This is a genomic window from Paraburkholderia franconis (genome assembly GCF_009362735.1).
Classification (GTDB): domain Bacteria; phylum Pseudomonadota; class Gammaproteobacteria; order Burkholderiales; family Burkholderiaceae; genus Paraburkholderia; species Paraburkholderia franconis.
On sequence record NZ_WHNP01000010.1, the window covers coordinates 180191 to 205178 of the forward strand.

Sequence of the window (24988 nt, forward strand, 5' to 3'; positions counted from 1 at the left end):
CAAGGCAACGAACGCATACGCGGATGCCCGCGAAGAGCAAAGCGAACCCAAAAAAATCGCAGACGCCCGCGATAAGGGCAAAACAGCAGTCGCAGACAAAGTGAAATACGCAACAGCAGTCGCAGACAAAAAAGGAAAACCATGTCCCATGTACTACCAGACCGACTGTTGCCGGGCAACCCATACCCCCTGGGTTCGAGCTGGGATGGCTTGGGCGTGAACTTCGCGGTCTTCTCCGCGAACGCGCAACGAATCGAACTGTGCCTGTTCGAGCCGACAGGCAGAAAGGAACTCAAACGCTACGCACTGCCCGAATGCACCGACGAGATATGGCATGGCTATCTGCCCCACGCGCACCCCGGCGCCGTCTACGCGTTCCGGGCCCACGGCCCCTATCAGCCGCAAAACGGGCATCGTTTCAATCCGCACAAGCTGCTGCTCGACCCCTACGCGAGAAAGCTCATCGGTCAGTTCAGATGGTCGGACGCACTCTTCAGCTATCGCGTCCATTCGAACAGAATGGACCTGTCGATCGACCGGCGAGACTCGGCGCCCGCCATGCCGAAGTGCGTCGTCGTCGACGAAGCGTTCGACTGGTCCCACGACAAGCGCCCCAACGTGCCGTGGAACGAAACCGTCATCTACGAAACGCACGTGCGCGGCGCATCGATGCTGCGCAAGGATCTGCGCGCGCCGGAACGCGGCACGTTCGCAGCGCTCGCGTCGCCGGAATTCATCGAGCATCTGCTCAAGCTCGGCGTCACGGCCGTCGAACTGCTGCCCGTTCACGCGTTTCTCAACGACCGCTTTCTCGTCGAGCGCGGACTGCGCAATTACTGGGGCTACAACACGGCCGCGTTCTTCGCGCCGGAGCCGTCGTATCTGGCCGCGCACCGGCTCGACGAAATGCGCATCGCCGTCCGTCAACTGCACGCGGCGGGAATCGAGGTGATACTCGACGTCGTCTATAACCACACGTGCGAAGGCAATGAAATGGGCCCCACCGTGTCGTGGCGCGGACTCGACAACGCCAGCTACTATCGCCTCATCCCCGGCGACGAGCGACATCACATCAACGACACGGGCTGCGGCAATACGCTCAACCTGCCTCACCCGCGCGTGCTGCAAATGGTGATGGACTCGCTGCGCTACTGGTCGACGGCCTTCAATATCGACGGCTTTCGTTTCGATCTCGGCGTCACGCTCGGACGCGAGCACTCGGGCTTCGATCCCGGCTCGGGCTTCTTCGACGCCATGCGTCAGGACCCCATCTTGTCGCAGCGCAAGCTGATCTCCGAGCCGTGGGACATCGGCCCCGGCGGCTATCAGCTCGGCAATCATCCGCCCGGCTTCGCCGAATGGAACGACCGTTTCCGCGATTCCGTGCGCCGCTTCTGGCGCGGCGACGCCGGCATGCGGCCCGATCTCGCCGCGCGTCTGACGGGATCGGCGGATCTCTTCAACCGGCGCTTTCGCAAGCCGACGGCGTCGATCAACTTCGTCGCGTCGCACGACGGCTACACGCTCGCCGATCTCGTCTCGTACACGCAAAAGCACAACGAGATGAACGGCGAGAACAACAACGACGGCCACAACGAAAACTGCAGCTCGAACTGGGGCGTCGAAGGCCCGACCGACGATCCCTCCATCGCCGAAACGCGCGAACGCGTCGCACGCTCGCTGATCGCGACGCTCTTCATCGCGCTCGGCACGCCGATGATGCTCGCCGGCGACGAAATGGGCCGCACCCAGCGCGGCAACAACAACGCGTACTGCCAGGACAACGAAATTTCGTGGATGGACTGGGAACGCGCCACGCTCCCGCACGGGCGCACAATGACCGCGTTCTTCGCGCGCATGATCGCCTTGCGCAAACAGCACCCGCTGTTGCGCGAAAACCGTTTCCTGTTCGGCGATCGCGAAGTGCTGCCCGGTCTTTACGACGTCGGCTGGTTCGACGAGCACGGTGAGGCGCTGACGATCGAAGCATGGCAGGACCCCGAAGGCCGCGCGTTCACGCTGCGGCGCGCCGGCCCGGGCCTGAACGAAGAAACGGAAGTATTGTTGATGATGTTGAACGCGTCGGCGGCGGCCGTGCGCTTCACGCCGCCCCCGCCGCACCTGGAATGGCACGTGCTCATCGATACGTCTGACCCGCAAGCGCCGCCCGCTCCCCTCGCGGCGCCCGATCTGGAAGTCGCGGCGCACAGCATGGCTGTGCTCGCGGCGCAGCCCACGGGCGACGCGGACTGGCAGGCGAGCTGGCGCGCGGGCGCGCAGTACGGCCCGCGTCTGTTGACGGCGCTGCCGCCGGACCCCGGCACGTCGATGCCGGACCCGGAGCCATCCGAACGGGCGCACGAATGAACACGCGAACGAACGCACGAATATGAGCACACGAACGGGCCCGTCAATGAGCACACGAATGAGCACATCGATGAGCACGCCGATGAATGGTGACAATCATGCATGAACGTCCGATCGACCCTCACGCGCATCATCACGCGCACTGCCTGCCGTTCGGTGCGCAGCTGCTCGGCGCGGCGAGCGCGAAACCGCGCACGCGCTTCAGGCTGTGGGCGCCGTCGTGCGCGAAGGTGCAGGTGATGATCGAAAGCGGCCCCGCGCAGGGCCTGCTCGACATGAGCGCGACAGGCAACGGCTGGTTCGAAACGGAAGCCGGATGCGGCGCGGGCACGCTGTATCGCTACAAGCTCGACGGCGCGCTGATGGTGCCCGACCCCGCGTCGCGCTTCCAGCCGCAGGACGTGCACGGCCCGAGCGAGGTGATCGACCCGCGCGCCTACCACTGGCAGCACACGCACTGGAGCGGGCGCCCGTGGGAAGAGATGGTGCTGTACGAGCTGCACGTCGGCGCGCTGGGCGGCTACGCGGGCGTGATGACGCGCCTGCCCGAGATCGCGGCGCTCGGCGTCACCGCAATCGAGCTGATGCCGCTCAACGACTTTCCGGGCCAGCGCAACTGGGGCTACGACGGCGTGCTGCCGTATGCGCCCGACTCCGCGTATGGCCGCCCCGACGACCTGAAAGCGCTGATCGACGCCGCGCACGGCCTCGGCCTCGCCGTTTTCCTCGACGTGGTCTACAACCACTTCGGTCCGGACGGCAATTATTTGCAGCAGTATGCGAAGCCCTTCTTCCGCGAAGGCACACATACGCCGTGGGGCCCCGCGATCGACTTCGAGCGCAGCGAAGTGAGCGAGTTCTTCAGCGACAACGCGCTCTACTGGCTCAACGAATATCGGATCGACGGCCTGCGCCTCGACGCCGTGCATGCGATCGACAACGACACGTGGCTGCGCGGTTTCGCCGATCACGTGCGCGCGCATATGCAGCACGGACGTCACGTGCATCTCGTGCTCGAAAACGAGCGCAATACGGCGAACCTGCTCGACACGCACTTCACCGCGCAATGGAACGACGACGCGCACAACACGCTGCACGTGCTGCTGACGGGCGAGCACGAAGGCTATTACGCCGCTTACGCCGATCAGCCGGTCCATAAGCTCGCGCGGATACTCGGCAGCGGCTTCGGCTATCAGGGCGATCCTTCGCCCATCCACCACGGCAAGCCGCGCGGCCAGCCGAGCGGCCATCTGCCGCCCGCGTCGTTCGTGATGTTCCTGCAGAACCACGATCAGATCGGCAATCGCGCGATGGGCGACCGTCTGCGCGCGCTGTGCGCCGACGACGCGCTGCTCGCCGCGACGGGCCTGCTGCTGCTGTCGCCGCAAATTCCGCTGCTGTTCATGGACGAAGAGTACGGCTCGAAGCAGCCGTTCCTGTTCTTCACCGACTACACAGGCGATCTCGCGAACGCCGTGCGCGAAGGACGCCGCAAGGAATTTGCGCGCTTCTCCGCGTTCGCCGACGAAAAGCGCCGCGCGCAGATTCCCGATCCGAACGATCCGCAGACGTTCGCGAAGTCGTCGCCGCCCGCCGCGCGCAGCAACGACACGCCCGACGACAACGAAGCGTTCGAATGGATGCACTTCTACAAGTCGGCGCTGGCCGTGCGCGCGAAGCTGATCGCGCCGCGCCTGCAGCGCGCGAAGCCGCTCGGCGCGGCCGTGCTGAAGGCGAACGGCGGACACGATGCGAACGCGCTCGTCGCGCGCTGGAAGCTCGATGACGGCGAGACGCTGTCGATCGCATTGAATCTCGGCAACGAAGCGGTGCGGCTCGAAACCCAGCCCGAGGGCAAGGTGATCTTCGAGACGCCGCCGCGCGTGCGTGATCGCGTCGATGCGGGCGAGCTGCCGTCGAATGCGTTCGTCGCATGGCTGACGGGCGACGTCTGCGAGTACGCGGTCGGTCACGACGCGCGCAAGAACGCCGACGCCGATTACGCGGCATGGGACCAGAGTACGGCGCCAAAGCGCCAGCTCTCGTCCACCGCTTTGCATGGGACCAGAGTAGGTGCTCTGCATGGGGCTGGAGAAGGTGCTAAAGCACTGGCTCCAGCCGACAGCTCAAGCGCCAACTCTGGTCGACCGCTTTGCATGGGACCAGAGTAAGGTGCTCTGCATGGGGCTGGAGAAGGTGCTAAAGCACTGGCTCCAGCCGACAGCTTAAGCGCCAACTCTGGTCGACCGCTTTGCATGGGACCAGAGTAAGGCGCTCTGCATGGGGCTGGAGAAGGTGCTAAAGCACTAACTCCAGCCGACCGCTAAAGCGCCAACTCTGGTCGACACAGGAGTGACACGTTTGGCCACTACCCGACGCCCCGGCATGCCCGTCGACAGCCTCGCCGCGCGCGCAGGCTTCGAGGTCGAATGGGAAGACGCGCATCGCAGGAAACAGCGCGTGCCCGACAGCACGCTCGCCGTGCTGCTCGAACGCATGGGCCTGCCTTGCGCGAGCGCCACGCAGGTCCGCCAGAGCACGGCCGCGCTCGAAGCCGAACTGTCCGGCCGCAAGCTGCCGCCGCTGATGACGGTCGAATGCGGGCGCGGCATCGCGTTGCCCGCCGCCGCGATCAAGTCGGGCAGCCACTACCGGATCGAACTGGAAAGCGGCTCGCTGATCGACGGCCGCTTCACGGCGCCCAAGGGCGAAGCGGCGCTGCTCTCGCCGATCGACGAGCCCGGCTATCACACGCTCGTGCTCAACGATCACCGGATGACGCTCGCCGTCGCGCCCCCGCGCTGCTACACCGTCGCCGATGCATGGCACGCGATGCACGGCGACGACGCCAGCCCGCCGCCGCTGTGGGGCATCGCCGCGCAGATCTACGGCTTGCGCCGGATCGGCGACGGCGGCATCGGCGACTACACGGCGCTCGCGACGCTTGCGATCGAAAGCGCGAAACGCGGCGCGCATGCGCTCGCGATCAGCCCGACGCACGCGATGTTCAGCGCGCTGCCGAAAAGCTTCAGTCCGTATTCGCCGTCGTCGCGATTGTGGCTGAACGTCACGCATATCGATCCCGCCGCCGTGTTCGGTGCGCAAGCCGCGCAAGCCGCGCTCGATGCAGCGGGCGCCGCCGATGCCTGGACGCAACTGGAACCGCTGCCGCTGATCGACTGGAAAACGGCGATCCCGCTGAAGCTCAAGATGCTGCGCGTGCTGTTCGAACGCTTCTGCGCAAACGAGCGCGCGCAAGATCTGCCGCGCGCGCTGGAATTTCACGGCTTCTGCGAGCGCGGCGGCCGCGCGCTCGAAGACCATGCGCGCTTCGAAGCGTTGCATGCGTTCCAGTTGCAGCACGGAGGCGAAGGCTACTGGCGCAAGTGGGCCGAGCGGCTGCAAGATCCGCGCAGCCCCGAAGTCGAGGCGTTTGCGAACGAGCATCGGCATGAAGTCGAGTTCCATCTGTTCTTGCAATGGCTCGCCGCGAAGGGCCTGTCGCACGCACAGCATGCGGCGCGCGATGCGGGCATGGCCGTCGGACTGATTGCGGATCTCGCCGTCGGCTGCGACAGCGCGGGCTCTCACGCCTGGTCGTATCGCGACGACATGCTGCAAGGCGTCTCCGTCGGCGCGCCGCCCGATCTGTTCAACCAGGCGGGTCAGGCGTGGGGCCTCACGACCTTCTCGCCGCGCGCGATGCGCAACCAGGGCTTCTCCGCGTTTATCGACATGCTGCGCACCGCGTTCGCATACGCGGGCGGCATCCGCATCGATCACATCCTCGGCTTGCGTCGGCTGTGGCTCGTGCCCGAAGGCGAGCCCGCGAAGAACGGCGCGTATCTGCGCTATCCGCTCGAAGACATGCTCCGGCTGATCGCGCTCGAATCGTGGCGGCATCGCGCGATCGTGATCGGCGAGGACCTGGGCACCGTGCCGCCCGGCTTGCGCGAGCGGCTGACGGAGCACGGGCTAGCTGGCATCCGCGTGCTGTGGTTCGAGCGCACGAAGGACGGCAGCGGCTTCAAGCCGCCCGCCGAGTGGGACCGCCACGCCGTCGCGACGACGACCACGCACGATCTGCCGACTGTCACCGGCTGGTGGCGCGGCGAAGACATCGTGTGGCGCAATCGCGTCGGGCAGACGGCTCCGCGCGCCGATGGCCGTGACCCCGTCGCGCTCGCGCAGGCCGAACGCGCCGACGACCGCGCCGCGTTGTGGCAGGCGTTCCAGCAGGCGGGCATCGCGCCGCATGATGTCGCTGCGCCGCCGCCCGACGATGCGCCCGTCGACGAAGCGCTCGCGTTCGTCGCCGTCACGCCTTCGCCGCTCGTCACGTATCCGCTCGAAGACCTGCTCGGTCTCCCGGACCAGCCGAATCTGCCCGGCTCGATCGACGAGCATCCGAACTGGCGCCGCCGCGTGACGCAGCCCGTCGAAGCGCTCTTTGCCGATGAAACGTTTTGCGACCGCCTGCTCGCGATCGAGCGGGCCCGCACCGATCCAACCTCAGCATCTTCGTTGTCCGATACGCCATGACTGTCCCGCGCGCCACGCTCCGACTCCAGTTCCATCGCGGCTTCACATTCGACGATGCGCTCGCGCACGTCGACTACTTCGCCACGCTCGGCGTGAGCCACCTGTACGCATCACCCGTCACGACGGCGACGCCCGGCTCGATGCACGGCTACGACACGGTCGACTACAGCCAGGTCAGCGCCGAATGCGGCGGCGAAAACGGCCTGCGGCGCCTTGCCGACAAGCTGCACGAACGCGGCATGGGCCTGATCGTCGACATCGTGCCGAATCACATGGGCGTGAGCCGGCACAACGCGTGGTGGCAGGACATTCTCGAATGGGGCCGGCACAGCGCCCATGCGCGCTATTTCGACGTCGACTGGCACTCGCCCGATCCCGCGCTGCGCGGCAAGGTGCTGATGCCCGTGCTCGGCGCGGCCTACGGCGAAGAGCTGATGTCAGGACGCATCGCGTTGCGCTTCGATGCCGATAGCGGCCGCTTCGATATCGCCTATGGCGATCACGCGTGCCCCGTGTGTCCCGTCGATTACGCGGCGATTTTGCAGTCGGCGGATCGCGCCGACCTCAGCGCGCTCGCCGAGCGCTTCGCTCCCGTGACGACGCAGCCCGCCGATCAGCCTCGCGCCATCGAAGGCCGCGAAGCGCTCGTCGAGTTCGTGCGGCAGAACGGCGCGTCGGCGATCGAGTTCGTGCTCGAAACATACTCGCCGCACGAGCCCGTCACGCGCGACCGCCTGCACCGGCTGATCGAGCGGCAGCATTTCCGGCTTGCATGGTGGCGCACGGCATCGGACGAAGTGAACTGGCGGCGCTTCTTCGATATCAGCTCGCTCGCGGCCGTGCGCGTCGAGCGCCCCGAAGTGTTCGACGCCGTGCACGCGCTGACCTTCCGGCTATATGCGGATGGCGTGATCGACGGCGTGCGCGTCGATCATGTCGATGGACTTTCGGAGCCGCGCGAATACACGCAGCGGCTGCGCCAGCGGCTCTCGGAGCTGCGCGAGGGCACGACGCCGTATATCGTCGTCGAAAAGATTCTCGGACGCGGCGAGACGCTGCGCGACGACTGGCCCGTCGATGGCACGACGGGCTATGACTTCATGAACGACGTCGGCGCGCTGCTGCACGATCCGGCGGGCGCCGCGCCGCTCGCGAACGCGTGGGCCGAACTGAGCGGCCGCCCCGCTAACTTCGCCGATGAAGCGCTGCCCGCGCGCCGCCAGATACTCGCGGAAAATCTGCCCGCCGAACTGGACCGCGTGGCGCGCGCGCTGCATCGGATTGCACGCGACAACCTCGCCACGCGCGACTTCACGTACACCGCGATCCGCCGCGTGACGAACGAACTCGCGGCGCACTTCCCCGTGTATCGCATCTATCCGCAAAACGGCTTGCGCAGCAGCGCCGACAACGCGTACTTCGACATCGCGCTCGACGCCGCGAAGCAAACGCTGTCGCGCGCCGATCATGGCGTGCTGGCGCAGATCGATGCGTGGCTCGGCAGCGGCACGGACGAGAGCGGCAATGGGCGTTCCGCTTCGCTGCAACAGTCGCAGTCTTCACAGTCGCAGCAGTCCTCACAATTGCAGCAAGCGCAGCCGAGCAATCCTGGCGCGTTCAATCACACGGCATCGGCGCGCCGAACGGTGCAGACGCTGTTCGCGCAACTGACGGCGCCCGTCGCCGCGAAGGCGATCGAAGATACCGCCTGCTATCGCTATGGGCGTCTGCTGTCGCGCTGCGAAGTGGGCGCCGATCCGGGCGAGTTCGCGCTGTCGGCCGAGCAGTTTCATGCGGGCAATCAGGAGCGCGCGCGGCGCTTTCCTCATGCGATGCTCGCGACAGCCACGCACGATCACAAGCGCGGCGAAGACTTGCGCGCGCGGCTCGCCGTAGTGAGCGAAATCGCGGACGAATGGATCGCGACGCTGCGCGCGTGGACGACGCTGAACACGCCGCATCGCCGCGCGCTGAACGGCAATGACGGCGACTGGGCGCCCGGTCCCGCCGCCGAGGCGATGCTGTATCAGACACTGGTCGGCTGCTGGCCGCCGGGTCTGTCGCCCGACGACGACGCGGGCATCAAGGCGCTCGCCGAACGCGTCGCGCAATGGCAACTGAAGGCGCTGCGCGAAGCGAAGTTACGCACGACATGGCTCGCGCCCGATGAAGCGTTCGAGAACGGCTGCCGCGAGTTCCTGTTCGACATTCTCGCGCCGCAGCGCCGCGACGGCTTTCTGCGCGAGCTGTGCGCGTTCGTTGCGCGTATCGCCCGCGCGGGCGTCGTCAACAGCTTGCAGCAGACGGTGCTGCGTCTCGCGTCGCCGGGCGTGCCCGATCTGTATCAGGGCACGGAGCTATGGGACTTCAGTCTCGTCGATCCCGACAACCGCCGGCCCGTCGATTTCGCGCGGCGACAAACGATGCTGGCGGATGCGCCGCCCTCCGCCTATCTCGCGAACTGGCGCGATGGCCGCGTGAAGCTCGCCGTCATCCAGCGGATGCTCGCGTTGCGCATGCAGATACCGGAACTGCTCAGCAAGGGCACCTATCTGCCGCTGACGGTGCAAGGCCGGCACGCGGATCGTGTGATCGCGTTCGCGCGGCGTCACGGCAACTGCTGGGCGGTGGTGATCGCGACGCGTCTGTCGACGGCGCTGCTCGACGCAGACAACGACGTGCCGCTCGTCGATCCGATCAGTTGGGAGGACACGGCCGCGCAGATGCCCGAAGAACTCTTTGCGCGCGCGCTGTTCGACTGGGTGAGCCCCGCCGCGCCGAAGGTTGAAGACACGGGGCTGCTCTATCTGCGCGATGCGCTGACGACGATGCCCGTTGCCGTGCTCGTCGAGGATGGTGTGCCGCGTGTGTGACGCTCAACCGCCTTCGTCATCGAACGTCTTCGGATAGACGCGCACCAGCACTATCCGCGGGCCCTTCATCTTCTTCACGACGACATCGAAGCGGTCGAATTCGATGCGCTGCCCTTCTTCCGGCAGATCGCCGAGCGCATTGATCACGAGGCCACCGACGGATTCGGCACGGCCTTCGTCGATGTCGATACCCAACGCGCGCTCCAGCGACACCACGGGCAAGCTGCCCTTGCCCATCAGCGTGCCGTCGTCCATGCGCGTCCAGTCGGCGTCGCCTTGACGGAACTCGTCGTGAATCTGGCCGACCAGCGCGCCCAGCAGATTGTCGAGCGTGAGAAAGCCGATCGGCTTCGCGTTCTTCTGCCCGACGAGCGCTAGATGCGGCGCGCCCTTGCGAAAGCGCCGGAACAGTTCGAGCGCGGGCATGTTGGGCTTCACGTACTGCACGGGACGCACGTAGTGCGACAGGTCGTCGAGCGTGCTGCCCGCGTGACGCGCGAGAAGCAGGTCCTTCAGATGTATCGTGCCCGCGACGCGTTCGCCCGTTGCATCTTCGAGCAACGGATAGCGGCTGAAACGATGGCGCGCGACGGTCTGCATGTTCTCGCGCCACGGCAGATCGCGGCGCAGGCTCACGAGCTCGTGCGCGGGCCGCATCAGGTCGGACACGGTCATCCGCGAAAAGTCGAGCGAATGCGCGATCGTGTTCCATTCGTCCTGCGAATAGGCGTCCTTCGGCGCGTCGAGTCCGTTCGCGACGCTCGCGCGGCGGCCGCGCAGTATCAGCTTGAGTTCTTCCGTCGAGTAGTGCGTGTCGCCGCCGTGATCGTCAGACAGTCCCGCGACGCGCAGCACGGTATTCGCACTCGTGTTGAGCAGCCAGATCGCGGGATACATCGCCCAGTAGAAACCGTACAGCGGTATCGCGACCCACAGCGCAATCTGTTCGGACTGGCGGATCGCGAGCGACTTGGGCGCCAGCTCGCCGACGACGATGTGCAGGAACGAAATGCACGAGAACGCGAAGAACAGCGAGATGCCGTGTATCAGCTGCTCGGACTCGATGCCGAACACGTGGAAAAGCGGGTTGAGCAATTCCGCGAAAGCGGGCTCGCCGATCCAGCCGAGTCCCAGCGACGCAAGCGTGATGCCTAGCTGGCACGCCGACAGATACGCATCCAGCCGCCCATGCACTTTCGCGAGCAGCTTGCCGCGCAAGCCGTGCTTCTCCGCGAGCGTTTGGACGCGCGTCTGCCGCAGCTTCACGAGACCGAATTCGGCGGCGACAAAGAAACCGTTGAGGGCAACGAGCAACAACGCGCCAACGAGCGCGACGACCTGGATCAAAGCGGAGAACTCCGGCAACAAAAGCCGTCAGTATAGAGCGCGAAAGGCGTGTGAAAGAGCGTGTCGCGCGCCGATTGGCCATCCGGCCAGGTCATCGGTGCATCGCGTGTGCCGTCATGCGCCCGCGAGCGGCACGCGCAGCTTGAGCGTCGACGGCTGGCCGTCGATCCATTCGCCCTGTTCGAATGCGCCGTCGTGCGCTTCGGCGACGCGCTTGCACAAGCCCAGCACCCACGAGATGCGGCCGGCTTCGTGCGGGTGCGTCGCTTGCTCGCGAGCGAATTTTTCGAGCACGTGCGGCAGCCCGGCATCCGTCAACGCGGCGGGCGCGGGCGGCCACGTGACGGTGGCCTCGAATGCCGACGCATCGACGCGCGCAGCGAGCGCGACCGTCGCGCCGCTCGCGCTCGCTTCGACGGCGAACGTGACGAGCAGCCACAGCGCGGCAGCGAGTCGCTCACGGTCGCCGTCCAGTTGCTGCGCATCGATCGACGCATCGAGTTCGAGCGCGACGTTGCGCTGCGCAGCGAGTGCGTCGCGCACGTCGCCGATCGTTTCATCCATCAATGGCCGCAACGCGAACGGCGCGCGGTTCAACGCGAGCGTCCTCGTTTCGGCGCGCGTCGTATCGACGATCGATTCGAGCAGCTTCACCTGCTGATCGACGCCGTTGCGGATTCCTTCGAGCGCGCGTTGCGCAGTGGCGTCGTTCGTGTCGATCTTGCGGTCGAGCACGTACGCCCAGCTGTGAATCGCGTTCAACGGGCTGCGCAGATCGTGAGAGGCGAGGGAGAGCACATGATCGCGCATGAAGAGCGCCGTTTCGGCGCAGCGTCGCGCGGTGCGATCGGCGGAGGCATGCATCCCCTGGTTGCTGCCGGAAGAAGACGGTGTAGACGTGGTCACGATCGACATCCTCGTTGGCGGTTCATCATCGGTTGCAGTCTGGTCATTATAGGCTTGGCCGTTCGGACGATCTTCGCGACAGTACGCCGACACGCCTACAATAACGGTTTCGAACGATTATCAAAGGAGCATCGCATGACCACTGTCACCACCGCCTCGGGCCTCAAGTACGAAGACCTGAAAGAAGGCACGGGCGCCGAAGCGAAGGCTGGCCAGACCGTCAGCGTGCACTACACCGGCTGGCTCACGGACGGCCAGAAGTTCGATTCGAGCAAGGACCGCAACGACCCGTTCGCGTTCGTGCTGGGCGGCGGCATGGTCATCAAGGGCTGGGACGAAGGCGTGCAGGGCATGAAGGTCGGCGGCGTGCGCAAGCTGACCATCCCGCCGCAACTCGGCTATGGCGTGCGCGGCGCGGGCGGCGTGATTCCGCCGAATGCGACGCTCGTCTTCGAAGTCGAATTGCTCGACATCTGAGCGTTTCTGCGCTTTTGAATTTTGATTTTGACGTCCTGAGATGAGCCACGCCGTCAACGACGCGCCCAACGTTTCCCTGCGCCGTTACGGCGCGGTGGAAGCGTCGGACGTGCACGACTTTCATCAGATCGTGCTGGGTCTCGATGGCTCGATGGTGATGGTCGTCGACGGCATCGAGCGTGAGATCGACAGCACGTCGGCTTGGCTCATTCCGGCGGGCTCGCGGCACGATTACGCGGGCGTCGGCGAGAACCGGCAGCTCGTGCTCGATCTGCCCGCGTCGTCGGTTGCGGTGCCGCAGCGTCTGTTCGACAAGGCGCGCGCGGTGGCGATCGATGCATCGCTCACGCAACTGGTTTCGCACATCGCGGGCCGCGCGACGGGACATATCGACGGCGATGCCGCGTGGCGGCGCTTCAACTGGGATGCGGCGGCGCGTCTGTGCGCAGCGATCGTCGAAGAGACGGGCATGGCGGATGCTGCGCCCGGCGCGGGCCTCGACTTCGCGCGCATCGACGGCTGGCTGCGCGCGCATCTATCGGAACCGCTGCGTATCGCCGATCTCGCCACGCACTGCGGCTTCGGCATGCGGCGCTTTCATCAGCTCTTCATCGAGGCGTTCGGCGAAACGCCACATCGCTATTTGCAGCGTCTGAGGCTGGATACGTCGGTCACGCTGCTTGCCGATCCGCGCCGCTCGCTGACGGACGTCGCGCTCGAAGTGGGCTTCGGCGATCAGAGCGCGTACACGCACGCGTTCACGCGGCGCTATGGGATGGCGCCCGGCCAGTGGCGGGCGCTGTTGCACTGAACTTTCCCTTGATGACGATGGCGACGAACCGGCGCGCATTCGCGCGCCCGGCTCTCTCTTCAAACGATCAAACGATCAGCCGGTCAGGCCGCGCGCAAGATCGTCGCGGATATCGTCAGCGTTCTCCAGACCCACGGCGAGGCGGATCAGCCCTTCCGTGATGCCCGCCGCCGCGCGCGCCTCGGGCGTGATGCGGCCGTGCGTCGTGGTCGCGGGATGCGTGATCGTCGTGCGCGTATCGCCGAGGTTGCCCGTGATCGAGCAGATCTTCGTGCTGTCGATCACGCGCCATGCGTTCTCGCGCATCTGCTCGGGCGTGTCGCCCTTCACTTCGAACGAGACGATCGCGCCGCCCGACTTCTGCTGACGCTTCGCGATCTCGTACTGCGGATGCGATTCGAGGCCCGGATAGAACACGCGGCTCACGGCGGGATGCGTGTCGAGCCAGCGCGCGATTTCGAGCGCATTCGCCGACTGGCGCTCGACGCGCAGCGACAGCGTTTCCATGCCCTTCAGCAGCACCCACGCGTTGAACGCGGACAGCGTCGGGCCGGCGCTGCGCACGAAAGGAAACACCTTTTCCATGATGAACTGCTTCGAGCCAACCAGCGCGCCGCCGAGCACGCGGCCCTGGCCGTCGAGGAACTTGGTCGCCGAATGCATCACGACATCGGCGCCGAGCTTCAGCGGCTGTTGCAGCGCGGGGCTGCAAAAACAGTTGTCGACGACGAACAGCGCGTTCGCGGACTTCGCGATCTTGCTGATCGCTTCGATGTCGGCAATTTCGGTCAGCGGATTCGAAGGCGTTTCGAGGAAGAACATCTTCGTCTCGGGACGCACGGCGTTTTTCCACGCATCGAGATCGGTCGGATCGACGAACGTCGTCGTGATGCCGAACTTGCTGAAGATCTGCGAGAACATGCCGAGCGTCGAGCCGAACAGGCTCTGCGAGCTGACGAGATGATCGCCCGCCTGCATCGCCGACATCACCACCGACATGATCGCGGCCATCCCCGACGCCGTCGCCATGCACGCCTCGCCGCCTTCGAGCGCCGCGAGGCGGTCCTGAAACATCGTGACCGTCGGGTTCGTGAAGCGCGAGTACGTGTAATAGTCTTCGGATTTCTTGAAGCGCTCGGCGGCTTCCGCGGCGCTTGCAAAGACAAAGCTCGACGTCAGAAAGATTGCCTCGGAATGCTCGCCGAAATCGCTGCGTAACGTGCCCGAGCGGACTGCGAGAGTGTCGAAGTTGAGGGTGTCGTCCATGTTCGTTCTGTTCCGTTTTTTCCAGGCCGCATGCGCTTCCCCAAGGTTCCGCCAGGGTTCGCGCATGCGAGAGCAACAAAAAAGCCCGCTTTGCGTCGGCATAAGCGGGCTTCGTGTACGGGGATGCTGTGAGCGTCGATGGCTGTGCTGCTGGCCCCACCGTTCGCTTTAGCTGTTTTGGGTTTCCCCGCGTCCGCAAGCTGAGATCAAATCGACGCAAGCCCCGATGGTAACACTGCATGCGCTTTTCGGGACCGAAACACAGCGCGCGAGATTCGATCATACCGATCCCGCGCGCGCGGCGATTTACTCCACCGACAGTTGCAGATGCAATTGCGAACGCGCGGTGCCGCCTTCGAGCGCTTCGCTCGCCGCGTCGCGGTCCGATTGCGCGGACGGCGCGAGGCGCGCGGATTCGACGCGGTCGAGATATTCCGTCGTCACGTCGCCAGTGATGTAGTTGCCGTCGAAGCACGACGCCTCGAATTCCTTCAACGCCGGGTTGATGTCGCGCACCGCGCTCTTCAGCGCGTCGACGTCCTGATAGACGAGGAAATCGGCGCCGATCAGGCGCGCCACTTCTTCATCCGAGCGGCCGTGCGCGACCAGTTCGCTGCGCGTCGGCATATCGATGCCGTAGACGTTCGGGTACTTCACGGGCGGCGCCGCCGACGCGAAGATCACCTTGTTCGCGCCCGCATCGCGCGCCATCTGCACGATTTCGTGTGAGGTGGTGCCGCGCACGATCGAATCGTCGACGATCAGCACGTTCTTGCCCTTGAACTCGATGCCCATCGCGTTCAGCTTCTGGCGCACCGACTTCTTGCGCACCGCCTGGCCCGGCATGATGAAGGTGCGGCCAACATAGCGGTTCTTGAAGAAGCCTTCGCGGTATTCGACGCCGAGCTTCGCCGCGACCTGCATCGCCGCCGGCCGCGACGAGTCGGGAATCGGCATCACGACGTCGATCTTCACGTCCTTCGGCAGTTCGCGCACGATCTTCTCGGCCAGATAGTCGCCCATGCGCAGACGCGCGTTGTAGACGGGCACGCCGTCGAGCACCGAGTCCGGACGCGCGAGATACACGAGTTCGAAGATGCAGGGGTTCAGGCTCGGATTCGTCGCGCATTGCTGCGCGTGAAAATTGCCTTCGAAGTCGATGAAAATCGCCTCGCCCGGCGCGACGTCGCGGACGAATTCGAAGCCGATGCCTTCGATCGCCACCGATTCCGACGCCAGCATCCATTCCGTTCCCGACGCCGTTTCCAGCTTGCCGATGCACAGCGGACGGATGCCGAACGGGTCGCGGAAGCCGAGCAGACCGTAGCCCGAAATCAGCGACACGATCGCATACGAGCCGCGCACCCGCCGGTGCACGCCCGACACGGCCTTGAACAGCGCCGTCGGATCGAGTTGCAGACCCGAACTCGCCGTTTGCAGCTCGTGCGCGAACACGTTGAGCATCACTTCCGTGTCGGAGTTCGTGTTGATGTGGCGGCGATCGACGCGGAACATCTCGTCTTTCAGCTGCGGCCAGTTCGTGAGGTTGCCGTTGTGCGCGAGGATGATGCCGAACGGCGCATTCACGTAGAACGGCTGGGCTTCTTCTTCGCTCGATGCGGAACCCGCCGTCGGGTAGCGCACCTGCCCGATGCCGCTCGTGCCGGGCAGGCTGCGCATGTTGCGCGTGCGGAACACGTCGCGCACCATGCCGTTGGCCTTGTGCATGTGGAAAGTGCTGCCATTCGCCGTAGCGATGCCGGCTGCGTCCTGACCGCGGTGCTGCAGGAGCAGCAGGCTGTCATAGATCAGCTGGTTGACGGGAGACTGGGAAACTACGCCTACGATGCCGCACATGGCATGTCCTTCAAAGGGTACGAAATTCGATCAGTGGCGGTGCCGGGGAGGCAGCCGCGCGCGCCGTAGTTCTGACTGCCTCACCCATCGGCCCGCCTTGTCTGCCGCTTTCGTCCCTTGCGCGCAACGCTTCGTTACACGCGGACGTAGGCGGCGAGCGTCTCGGGAAGCAGAGGCTTCAACTCTCGAACGCCCTGCTCGGCGTAGGGCCGCAGCAGCGCGTTGCGCCAGAATTCCTGTCTGGGCAGTTCGGTCAAGCCAGCGAGGGCGACCAGAATCAGCACCAGTATGACCCCGCGTACGAGGCCGAACATCAATCCAAGCGAGCGGTCAATTCCGCCCAGGCCGGAAACCTGCACCAGCCGGCTCAGCAGCGCATTCGCCACGCTCGCCACCAGTATCACGCCGATGACGATCGCAGCGAACGCGATCAGCCACTGCGTCAACGCGCCGCCCGGCCAGTTCGCCGGCACGAACGGCACCAGCAGGCCGACGAAGCGCGCCGCCACCAGAAACGCGACGACCCAGCCAATCAGCCCGAACACCTCGGACAGAAAGCCGCGCCACGTTCCGCGCAGCGCCGACAAGCCGATCACCGCCATTACAGCGTAGTCGAATGCGGTGAACATCGTCGGCTTACTGCGCAGCGCCGTTGTTCGCACCCGACGTCAGGCCCGCCTCGCGCACCTTCGCGATAGCCGCCGACGCCGCCGCGCGATCCGCGAACGGACCGGCACGCAGCAAGGTGCGGGTCGAGCCATCAGCCTGCTTGCGACGCTCGGTATATGCGGGCACGCCCGCCGCTTTCAACTTGCTTGCCCATGTGTGCGCACTGGCATCGTCCTGGAACGCGCCCAGCTGGACCGCGAAACGGTTGCCGGGAGGCGCCGCGGGCGTGCCCGATTCGGTGCCGGAAGCGGCAATTTGTGCGGTGTCGGTGGCGGCGGGCTTCTGTTCCGGCTTCTGCTCTGGCTTTGCCGCCGGCTTCGCTTCGACTTGCGGTTTGGCAGCGGGCTTCGCGGCCTGAGCCGGCGTGTTGTTCGCGACGACGGCGGGCGCCTGCGGCTTCGCCGGCGTCATGGCGATCGGCGCGCTCGGGCTGTCGTGCTGCGACGCGACGGCACCCGTTGCCGCCGTGCCCGACGGGGCCCGCACGAGGCCCGACGCAGCCAATGCGGCATCCGGCGCGGCGGGATTGTCGGGCGCGACGCCCGCTTGCGTGTCGGCGTCGTCTGCCGCACGCGACTTCGGGATCGGGCGGCTGGGAATATCGATGGAAATGTCGTCGGTGACGGGCTTCGGATGCGAGTCGAGCACCATCGGCAAGATCACGACGGCGGCGATCACCAGCGCGATTGCGCCAACCAGGCGGCGGCGCGCGCGCTGCTTCTCGGGAAGCGTGGGGTCGAGCATCATCGCATCGGCGTCGCCGGAACGGTCCGCGCGGCGACTGCGCCGTTCGACCCGCTCTGCACGACTGCCGCGACTGGAACTGGAATTTGCGCCGCGCCGCGTAGGTGCGTCGTCTTTCTTGCCGAACGAGAAAATACCCATGAATGGCTTGGTTCGAGGCCCGCGCGTTCAGTGTTGCTGCGATTTACGGTAGGCCATTACGCCCGCAACCGTATAGAAACTGCCGAAAACCACGATTCTATCATTGTCGGAAGCCCGTTTTAGCGCATCCTGGAAAGCTTCTGCAGGTGTTGCAAAACGCGTGACACTGCAATCGGGCCCATCGGCGACGCCGGCCTCACGCAGCGCCATTTCCAGTTCTTCGGCGCTCGCTGCGCGCGGTGTCGGCAGATCCGTCACGCACCAGTGGTCGATCTCGCCCTTCAGGTGCGCCACCACGCCGGCGATGTCCTTGTCGCGCATGGAGCCAAACACGGCGTAGGTGTACGGAAAATAGCCCATGTTGCCGAGATTTTGGCCCAACACGGCAGCGGCATGCGGATTATGCCCGACATCGAGCACGATCGACGGCTTGCCGGGCAGCACCTGGAAGCGTCCCGGCAATTCGACATTGGCAAGACCCAGCCGGATGTCCTGCGCCGACACGGGCAGACGGTCGCGCAGCGCTTCGAGCCCCGCCAGTGCCGCCGACGTGTTGATCAGCTGATTCGCGCCGCGCAGCGCCGGATATGCGAGCGCCGAACGGCGCATCGACGGGCCGATGTAGCTCCACTGCTGCCGCTCGCTGCCCGCCTGGCCTTCGTAGCGGAAATCGCGCCCGAACAGCCACAGATCGGCGCCGATCTTCTCAGCATGCTCGATGAGTGTCTGCGGCGGAATGGGATCGGCGCAGATGGCCGGCTTGCCCGGGCGGAAAATGCCCGCCTTCTCGAAGCCGATTTTTTCGCGCGTCTCGCCGAGAAAGTCGGTGTGATCGATGTCGATGCTGGTGATGATCGCGCAATCGGTATCGAGGATATTCACGGCGTCGAGGCGCCCGCCGAGCCCCACTTCGAAAATCACCGCGTCGAGGCCGCGCTCCGCGAACAGATGCATGATCGCGAGCGTCGTGAACTCGAAATACGTCAGCGAGACGGGCTCGGGCAGCGACCGGCGCGCCTGCTCGACAGCCTCGAAATGCGGCAGCAGCTCGGCATCCGTTGCCATCTGGCCGTTGATCCGCGCGCGCTCGTTGAATGCAAGCAAATGCGGCGACGTGTGGCAACCGACGGAATAGCCGGCGCGCAGCAGGATCGACTCGAGAATCGCGCACGTCGACCCCTTGCCGTTCGTTCCGCCGACTGTGATGACCGGGCACGCGAACGACAGTTGCAGCGCGTCGCGCACCTGGCTGATGCGGGCAAGGCCCATATCGATGCCGACGGGATGTGCGGATTCCAGATGCGTGAGCCACGCGTCGAGAGTGGGGAAAGTGGTCATCGGATGAAACTGAAGTGCGGACCGGAATTATCCTGGAAATGACAACGCGCCGCTTGATTACCTCTCGCGGCGCGTTGGTTTTTCTTACCGACTACGCGATTCAATTGCGCGGCCGTTAGCGGGGACAAGCGTTCAGGCGACGGCGTCGGCCGGCTGGCGCGTGAGCAGCGCCATCAGTTTCGCCAGCTCTTCGCGCAGCTTGCGGCGGTCGATGATCATGTCGATCGCGCCCTTTTGCAGCAGGAATTCGGCGCGCTGGAAGCCTTCCGGCAGCTTTTCGCGCACCGTTTGCTCGATCACGCGCGGGCCGGCGAAGCCGATCAGCGCTTTCGGCTCGGCGATCACGACGTCGCCAAGGAACGCGAAGCTCGCCGACACGCCGCCCATCGTCGGATCGGTCAGCACGGAGATGAACGGCAGCTTTGCTTCGGCGAGCTTGGTCAGCATGGCCGTGGTCTTGGCCATCTGCATCAGCGACAACAGGCTTTCCTGCATCCGTGCGCCGCCCGACGCGGTGAAGCAGATAAACGGCACGTGTTGCTCGATCGCGTTCTGCACGCCGCGCGCGAAGCGCTCGCCGACCACGGAGCCCATCGAGCCGCCCATGAACGCGAACTCGAAGCACGCGACGACGACGGGCAGCGTGTGAATCGCGCCACCCATCACGACCATCGCGTCGGTTTCGTCCGTCTCGTCCATCGCCTCTTTCAGGCGGTCGGGATACTTGCGGCTGTCCTTGAACTTGAGCGCATCGACGGGGAGGATTTCCTGGCCGATCTCATAACGGCCTTCCGGATCGAGCAAGCCGTCGAGCCGTTCGCGCGCGCCGATCCGCATGTGGTGATCGCACTTCGGACAGACGTGCAGATTCGCCTCGACGTCGTTGCGGTACAGCACCGCTTCGCACGACGGGCACTTGATCCACAGCCCTTCCGGAATGCCCTTGCGGCTCTTCGGGTCGGTTTGCTTGATTTTCGGCGGCAACAGTTTGTCGAGCCAGCTCATGGTCATTCCTTCCAGGATTCGCAATACGCGAAGTGGCGCGGTCCGATCCGCGCCGTCAGCATAACTGCGACAAAATTATTGTTTATCGGGCAGTCGCGCCGATGCTGTCGATGGCCTGGCGAATCTCCGCGATGAAATTCGTCAGCTTGCTGGCAGCGGACTCGGGTGCCGCTTCTTCGAGCAATTGCACGATACGGCTGCCGATCACGACGGCATCGGAAACCTCGGCGACTGCGCGCGCCGATTGCGCGTTGCGAATGCCGAAACCGACGCCTACCGGCAGCGGCACGCGCGACTTGATGGCCGGGATTTTACCCGCGATGCTCAAAACGTCCAGATTTGCCGCGCCCGTCACACCCTTGAGCGACACATAGTAGACGTAGCCGCTTGCGATTTTACCAACCTCGGCGATCCGCTCGTCCGTCGACGTGGGCGCGAGCAGGAAAATCGGATCGATTCCGGCCGCCTTCATCTTTTCGGCGAAGTTAGCCGATTCTTCCGGCGGATAGTCGACGACCAGCACGCCGTCGACGCCCGCTTCCTTCGCAGCCGCCGCGAACGCGTCGGCGCCCATGCGCTCGATCGGGTTCGCGTAGCCCATCAGGACGACGGGCGTTGTGTCGTCGGTTTCGCGGAAGCGCTTCACGTCGGCGAGCACGTGTTTCAGCGACACGCCCTTCGCCAACGCGCGCTCCGACGACTGCTGGATCACGGGGCCGTCGGCCATCGGATCGGAGAACGGCACGCCAAGCTCGATGACATCGGCGCCGCCCTTGGCGAGCGCGTGCATGAACTCGACGGTGCGCGCGGGGTCCGGGTCGCCGGCGGTGATGAACGGGATCAGGCCTTTCTTGCCCTGCGCGGCGAGCGCCGCAAACGTCGATTGAATACGGGACATGGAATTTTCTCGAAGTCGATGACTGCGCGATTCGGCTCAGGCCGCCGGATCGGCGACGGTTGCCTTGCCGCGAGAAACGGTCTCGGGCGGATTCGCCGCCAAACTGACGCGTTCTCGCGCTATCGCGCAGTAACTTTCATTGATCTCATAGCCGACGAATTCGCGCTGCTGCCTTGCGCAAGCGACGGCCGTCGTGCCGCTTCCCATGAACGGGTCGAGCACGCGGCCACCCGGCGGACAACTCGCAAGAACCATCCGCTCGACGATTTCGAGCGGCTTCTGCGTCGGGTGCGCGACCCGCTCGGCGTGCTGCCGATGCAGGCGCGAGACCGACCAGACGTCCTTCGGGTTGTAGCCAAGCTCCAGCCACTTGCTGCCTTCGAACAACTTACGCGAACGCGCCTTCTTCGTGGCGGCATCGTACGGGATGCGGACGGGATCGAGGTCGAAATAATAGTCTTTCGACATCGCGAAATAACCGATGTTGTCGTGCACGGACGTAAAGCGGCGCGTCGTGCCGCCCATGCTCGGCACGCGCCGGTCCCAGATGATCTCGTTGATCATCGTGAGCCTGCTCTTCAGAAACACGAAGATTTCCGGCGCGTACTGCCACGTGCAGAAGATGTACAGCGAACCCGACGGCTTGAGCTTCGGAATGGCCAGATCGAGCCAGCCACGCGTCCAGGCAAGAAAATCCTCGCCCGTGCGCATGTCCGAATCGTTGCCATAGTCCTTGCCCAGACCATACGGCGGATCGGCCACGATCAGGTCGATCGAGCCATCCGGCAGGTTCGCTGCCTCGGTCAGAAAATCGCGGTTCAGGAGCTCGATGCCCGCCGGCAACGGCAGCAGCGATGCAGCGCCCGCCCGATGCGACAGCTCGGCGACGCCTGCTTCGGCGTCACCGTTCAGCGCGGACGGCTGCGGCTCCTCGAACTCGTCGCGCATCGTCGGGGCGCTCAGAACTGGATGCCCGATCGTTCGGCGACCGTGTGCATGTCCTTGTCGCCTCGGCCCGACAGGTTCACCAGAAGGATTTTGTCCTTTGGCAACGTCGGCGCGAGCTTCGCCGCGTACGCGAGCGCGTGGCTCGACTCCAGCGCGGGAATGATGCCTTCGATGCGACAGCAGTCGTGGAACGCCTTGAGCGCCTCTTCGTCGGTAATGCCGACGTACTCCGCGCGTCCGCTGTCCTTGAGCCAGGCGTGCTCCGGACCGACACCCGGATAGTCGAGGCCCGCCGACACCGAATGCGTCTCGATGATCTGGCCGTTCTCGTCCTGCAGCAGATATGTGCGATTGCCGTGCAGCACACCCGGGCTGCCGCCAATCAGCGACGCCGCGTGACGTCCCGTGTCGATGCCGTCGCCGGCAGCTTCCACGCCGATCAACTTCACGGAAGTGTCTTCAACGTACGGGTAAAAGATGCCCATTGCGTTCGAACCGCCGCCAACGCACGCGATCACCGCGTCCGGCTGGCGCCCCGTCAGTTCGGGCATCTGCACCTTGCATTCGTCGCCGATCACGCGCTGGAAGTCGCGCACCATCATCGGATACGGATGCGGACCCGCCACCGTGCCGATGATGTAGAACGTGTTTTCGACGTTCGTAACCCAGTCGCGCATCGCTTCGTTCAGCGCGTCCTTCAGCGTGCGCGAGCCTGATTCAACGGGCACGACGGTCGCGCCGAGCAGCTTCATCCGGTAGACGTTGGCGGCCTGGCGGCGCACGTCCTCGGCGCCCATGTACACGACGCATTCCATGCCGAAGCGCGCCGCGATCGTTGCCGTGGCGACGCCGTGCTGTCCCGCGCCCGTCTCCGCGATCACGCGTGGCTTGCCCATGCGCTTCGCAAGCAGCGCCTGGCCGATCACGTTGTTCACCTTATGCGCGCCCGTGTGGTTCAGGTCTTCGCGCTTCAGATAAACCTGCGCGCCGCCGAGCAGTTCGCTCCAGCGTTGCGCGTGATAAACAGGGGAAGGGCGACCGACGAAATGCTTCAGTTCGCGTTCGTATTCCGCGATGAAGTCCCGGTCTTTGGAGTACTTTTCGTATGCTTTGCGCAGTTCGTCGAGCGCATGAATCAGCGTCTCGGCGACGAACACGCCGCCATATTGGCCGAAGTGGCCGCGTTCATCGGGTAAGTTGTACATATTCCGTCACTCTTCTCAGTGTGCCGCTAGCTGCGCGATGCGCGGCGCGGCCTGGGAATCATCCGGCATCCGCTTCGCGCACCGCGCGCACGAACGCCGCCATCCGGGCGTGATCTTTCACACCCTTTGCGCCCTGCACCTCGATGCCGCTCGAGACATCGACCGCGTACGGGCGCACGCGATGAATCGCTTCACTGACGTTTTGCGTGTTCAACCCACCACTCAAAACGGCCCGACGCGCGAGCTCTGCTGGAATAAGTGACCAATCGAAGACCTTCCCGCCGCCGCCATAGCCTTCGACATGGGTGTCGAACATGAGACCGCTGGCGGCTGAATAGTTAAGGGCTGATTTTATCAAATCGGCCGGTTGAGTATCGGGCGCAATTCGCAGCGCACGCAACCAAGGCAAACCCGCAATGCCCGCCAGTTTCTCGCACTGCTCGGGCGTTTCGTCGCCGTGAAACTGGAGCATCGTCAGCGGCACGTTGCAGGTGACTTCGTTGAACCACTCCGGCGCCGGATTCACGAACAGCCCGACCACCGACACGAACGGCGGCACGACGCGCGTCATCTCGACGGCCTGCGCGACGCTTAGCGCGCGCGGGCTGGGCGGATAGAACACGAGGCCGATCGCGTCGGCGCCCAAGGCGACGGCATGCGCGATGTCGGCGGCGTTGCCGAGCCCGCACAGCTTGATGCGCGTGCGGTGCGGGACAGTTTCGTTGGCGGGCGAAACGCTTTCGGCCCGGTTATCAGCGGAAACGGCGGAATCGGCGGATTTGGCGGAAGTCATGAGTCGGTCCAAACAGTGCTCCACGGGACGCTGCCCGCCTGCGGCGCAGGCACAGCGAACGCCTCAGGATAGCCTACTTGGGCGAGATACAGCCCGTCGGGCATGAACGTAGGCGCGGCCTGATTCCGGTCGAGGCTCTCGAGCACTTCGGCGAGCCACGTTGCCGGATAGCGTCCGCGGCCCACGGCCACGAGGCATCCCATCAGATTACGCACCATGTGATGCAAAAACGCGTTCGCCCGGAAGCGGAAATGGATAAAGTCGCCCTGCGGCCGGATATCGATCTGATACAGATGCTTGACGGGCGTTTTCGCCTGGCACTCCGACGAACGGAACGCCGAAAAATCGTGCTCGCCGATCAGGCAGGCGGCTGCTTCGCGCATCGCGTCGACGTCGAGCGGCGTATGAATCCAGCCGGCACGGCCCACCAGCATCGGCGAACGCACGGGATGCACATAGAGCGCGTAGTAGTACGTGCGCTCGAATGCGGAAAAACGCGCGTGGAACGCGTCCGGCATCGGCTTCGCCCATTGCACGGCGACCGTCTTCGGCAAAAACGCGTTCGTGCCGCGCACCCACGAGAATTCCGCGCGATCCAGCCCGGTGTCGAAATGCACGACCTGCCCGAGCCCGTGGACGCCCGTATCCGTGCGCCCCGCGACGACCGTCTGCAGCGGCGTCTGCGCGAATTCGCGCAGCGCGCGCTCGAGTTCGTCCTGCACCGTCTTGCCGTGCGGCTGCGACTGCCAGCCGCAAAACGCCGCGCCGTCGTACTGGATGCCTAGCGCAATACGCTTCACG

19 protein-coding genes are annotated in these 24988 nt (G+C 65.1%); 6 read left to right on the top strand and 13 right to left on the bottom strand.

Annotated elements, in window-relative coordinates; genetic code table 11:
• The first annotated feature begins 141 nt into the window (after positions 1-141).
• The 4 genes from glgX (at position 142) to treY (ending at position 9782) form a co-directional block, all read left to right on the top strand.
• A complete protein-coding gene (glgX, locus tag GCT13_RS13750) occupies positions 142-2367 on the top strand; it encodes a glycogen debranching protein GlgX (RefSeq protein ID WP_152758797.1) in 2226 nt (741 codons plus the stop codon).
• A 98-nt stretch (positions 2368-2465) separates the two neighbouring features.
• Positions 2466-4538: a malto-oligosyltrehalose trehalohydrolase gene (gene treZ / locus GCT13_RS13755; protein ID WP_152758800.1), complete on the top strand. Its 2073-nt coding sequence runs from the start codon at positions 2466-2468 to the stop codon at positions 4536-4538.
• Positions 4539-4752: 214 nt separating this feature from the next.
• A complete protein-coding gene (gene malQ, locus GCT13_RS13760; protein ID WP_193727658.1) occupies positions 4753-6909 on the top strand; it encodes a 4-alpha-glucanotransferase in 2157 nt (718 codons plus the stop codon).
• Positions 6906-9782, top strand: a complete 2877-nt coding sequence (gene treY / locus GCT13_RS13765) for a malto-oligosyltrehalose synthase (protein WP_152758803.1) — start codon at positions 6906-6908, stop codon at positions 9780-9782. Before malQ ends, treY begins: the two co-directional genes overlap by 4 nt.
• A 3-nt stretch (positions 9783-9785) precedes the next feature.
• Here treY and GCT13_RS13770 read toward each other — a convergent pair whose 3' ends face one another.
• Positions 9786-11129 carry a hemolysin family protein gene (locus tag GCT13_RS13770; RefSeq protein WP_152758805.1) on the bottom strand — a complete coding sequence of 448 codons (1344 nt, stop codon included), beginning with the start codon at positions 11127-11129 and terminating at the stop codon, positions 9786-9788.
• Between the two features lie 114 nt (positions 11130-11243).
• Positions 11244-12044 carry a sensor histidine kinase gene (locus tag GCT13_RS13775; protein WP_152758807.1) on the bottom strand — a complete coding sequence of 267 codons (801 nt, stop codon included), beginning with the start codon at positions 12042-12044 and terminating at the stop codon, positions 11244-11246.
• Between the two features lie 126 nt (positions 12045-12170).
• Here GCT13_RS13775 and GCT13_RS13780 point away from each other — a divergent pair, with 126 nt between their 5' ends.
• Both GCT13_RS13780 and GCT13_RS13785 read left to right on the top strand, forming a co-directional pair.
• Positions 12171-12512 carry an FKBP-type peptidyl-prolyl cis-trans isomerase gene (locus tag GCT13_RS13780; RefSeq protein WP_090871137.1) on the top strand — a complete coding sequence of 114 codons (342 nt, stop codon included), beginning with the start codon at positions 12171-12173 and terminating at the stop codon, positions 12510-12512.
• A 40-nt stretch (positions 12513-12552) separates the two neighbouring features.
• Positions 12553-13323: an AraC family transcriptional regulator gene (locus GCT13_RS13785; RefSeq protein ID WP_152758809.1), complete on the top strand. Its 771-nt coding sequence runs from the start codon at positions 12553-12555 to the stop codon at positions 13321-13323.
• A gap of 75 nt (positions 13324-13398) precedes the next feature.
• Here GCT13_RS13785 and GCT13_RS13790 read toward each other — a convergent pair whose 3' ends face one another.
• From GCT13_RS13790 to truA, 11 genes are all read right to left on the bottom strand, one after another.
• A complete protein-coding gene (locus GCT13_RS13790; protein ID WP_152758811.1) occupies positions 13399-14589 on the bottom strand; it encodes an O-succinylhomoserine sulfhydrylase in 1191 nt (396 codons plus the stop codon).
• Positions 14590-14895: 306 nt separating this feature from the next.
• On the bottom strand, positions 14896-16446 hold the full coding sequence (gene purF / locus GCT13_RS13795) for an amidophosphoribosyltransferase (RefSeq protein ID WP_152758813.1): 1551 nt from the start codon (positions 16444-16446) through the stop codon (positions 14896-14898).
• Positions 16447-16580: 134 nt separating this feature from the next.
• Positions 16581-17075, bottom strand: coding sequence for a CvpA family protein (locus GCT13_RS13800; protein WP_152758815.1), 495 nt, complete (start codon positions 17073-17075; stop codon positions 16581-16583).
• Between the two features lie 7 nt (positions 17076-17082).
• The gene (locus GCT13_RS13805) at positions 17083-18000 is read right to left on the bottom strand and encodes an SPOR domain-containing protein (RefSeq protein WP_152758817.1); all 918 of its coding nucleotides are present in this window, start codon (positions 17998-18000) and stop codon (positions 17083-17085) included.
• A 27-nt stretch (positions 18001-18027) separates the two neighbouring features.
• Positions 18028-19338 (bottom strand): bifunctional tetrahydrofolate synthase/dihydrofolate synthase, encoded by a 1311-nt coding sequence (gene folC / locus GCT13_RS13810; RefSeq protein WP_152758819.1) that lies wholly within the window; start codon positions 19336-19338, stop codon positions 18028-18030.
• A 132-nt stretch (positions 19339-19470) separates the two neighbouring features.
• The gene (accD, locus tag GCT13_RS13815) at positions 19471-20343 is read right to left on the bottom strand and encodes an acetyl-CoA carboxylase, carboxyltransferase subunit beta (RefSeq protein ID WP_152758821.1); all 873 of its coding nucleotides are present in this window, start codon (positions 20341-20343) and stop codon (positions 19471-19473) included.
• 82 nt (positions 20344-20425) lie between these two features.
• Complete coding sequence (trpA, locus tag GCT13_RS13820; RefSeq protein WP_152758823.1) at positions 20426-21241, bottom strand: tryptophan synthase subunit alpha; 816 nt, start codon at positions 21239-21241, stop codon at positions 20426-20428.
• A 36-nt stretch (positions 21242-21277) separates the two neighbouring features.
• Positions 21278-22189, bottom strand: coding sequence for a DNA-methyltransferase (locus GCT13_RS13825; protein ID WP_152758825.1), 912 nt, complete (start codon positions 22187-22189; stop codon positions 21278-21280).
• An 11-nt stretch (positions 22190-22200) separates the two neighbouring features.
• On the bottom strand, positions 22201-23394 hold the full coding sequence (gene trpB, locus GCT13_RS13830) for a tryptophan synthase subunit beta (RefSeq protein WP_152758827.1): 1194 nt from the start codon (positions 23392-23394) through the stop codon (positions 22201-22203).
• A 58-nt stretch (positions 23395-23452) separates the two neighbouring features.
• Positions 23453-24187, bottom strand: a complete 735-nt coding sequence (locus GCT13_RS13835) for a phosphoribosylanthranilate isomerase (protein ID WP_152758829.1) — start codon at positions 24185-24187, stop codon at positions 23453-23455.
• Complete coding sequence (truA, locus tag GCT13_RS13840; RefSeq protein WP_321574347.1) at positions 24184-24987, bottom strand: tRNA pseudouridine(38-40) synthase TruA; 804 nt, start codon at positions 24985-24987, stop codon at positions 24184-24186. The genes GCT13_RS13835 and truA overlap by 4 nt, the downstream gene beginning before the upstream one ends.
• Position 24988: the final 1 nt, after the last annotated feature.

What these genes read in the sequence shown, in the direction of transcription:
- glgX (WP_152758797.1), top strand. Translation starts at nt 142, where the DNA reads ATGTCCCATGTACTACCAGACCGACTGTTGCCGGGCAACCCATACCCC.
- treZ (WP_152758800.1), top strand. Translation starts at nt 2,466, where the DNA reads ATGCATGAACGTCCGATCGACCCTCACGCGCATCATCACGCGCACTGC.
- malQ (WP_193727658.1), top strand. Translation starts at nt 4,753, where the DNA reads ATGCCCGTCGACAGCCTCGCCGCGCGCGCAGGCTTCGAGGTCGAATGG.
- treY (WP_152758803.1), top strand. Translation starts at nt 6,906, where the DNA reads ATGACTGTCCCGCGCGCCACGCTCCGACTCCAGTTCCATCGCGGCTTC.
- GCT13_RS13775 (WP_152758807.1), bottom strand. Translation starts at nt 12,044, where the DNA reads ATGTCGATCGTGACCACGTCTACACCGTCTTCTTCCGGCAGCAACCAG.
- GCT13_RS13780 (WP_090871137.1), top strand. Translation starts at nt 12,171, where the DNA reads ATGACCACTGTCACCACCGCCTCGGGCCTCAAGTACGAAGACCTGAAA.
- GCT13_RS13785 (WP_152758809.1), top strand. Translation starts at nt 12,553, where the DNA reads ATGAGCCACGCCGTCAACGACGCGCCCAACGTTTCCCTGCGCCGTTAC.
- GCT13_RS13790 (WP_152758811.1), bottom strand. Translation starts at nt 14,589, where the DNA reads ATGGACGACACCCTCAACTTCGACACTCTCGCAGTCCGCTCGGGCACG.
- purF (WP_152758813.1), bottom strand. Translation starts at nt 16,446, where the DNA reads ATGTGCGGCATCGTAGGCGTAGTTTCCCAGTCTCCCGTCAACCAGCTG.
- GCT13_RS13800 (WP_152758815.1), bottom strand. Translation starts at nt 17,075, where the DNA reads ATGTTCACCGCATTCGACTACGCTGTAATGGCGGTGATCGGCTTGTCG.
- GCT13_RS13805 (WP_152758817.1), bottom strand. Translation starts at nt 18,000, where the DNA reads ATGGGTATTTTCTCGTTCGGCAAGAAAGACGACGCACCTACGCGGCGC.
- folC (WP_152758819.1), bottom strand. Translation starts at nt 19,338, where the DNA reads ATGACCACTTTCCCCACTCTCGACGCGTGGCTCACGCATCTGGAATCC.
- accD (WP_152758821.1), bottom strand. Translation starts at nt 20,343, where the DNA reads ATGAGCTGGCTCGACAAACTGTTGCCGCCGAAAATCAAGCAAACCGAC.
- trpA (WP_152758823.1), bottom strand. Translation starts at nt 21,241, where the DNA reads ATGTCCCGTATTCAATCGACGTTTGCGGCGCTCGCCGCGCAGGGCAAG.
- GCT13_RS13825 (WP_152758825.1), bottom strand. Translation starts at nt 22,189, where the DNA reads ATGCGCGACGAGTTCGAGGAGCCGCAGCCGTCCGCGCTGAACGGTGAC.
- trpB (WP_152758827.1), bottom strand. Translation starts at nt 23,394, where the DNA reads ATGTACAACTTACCCGATGAACGCGGCCACTTCGGCCAATATGGCGGC.
- GCT13_RS13835 (WP_152758829.1), bottom strand. Translation starts at nt 24,187, where the DNA reads ATGACTTCCGCCAAATCCGCCGATTCCGCCGTTTCCGCTGATAACCGG.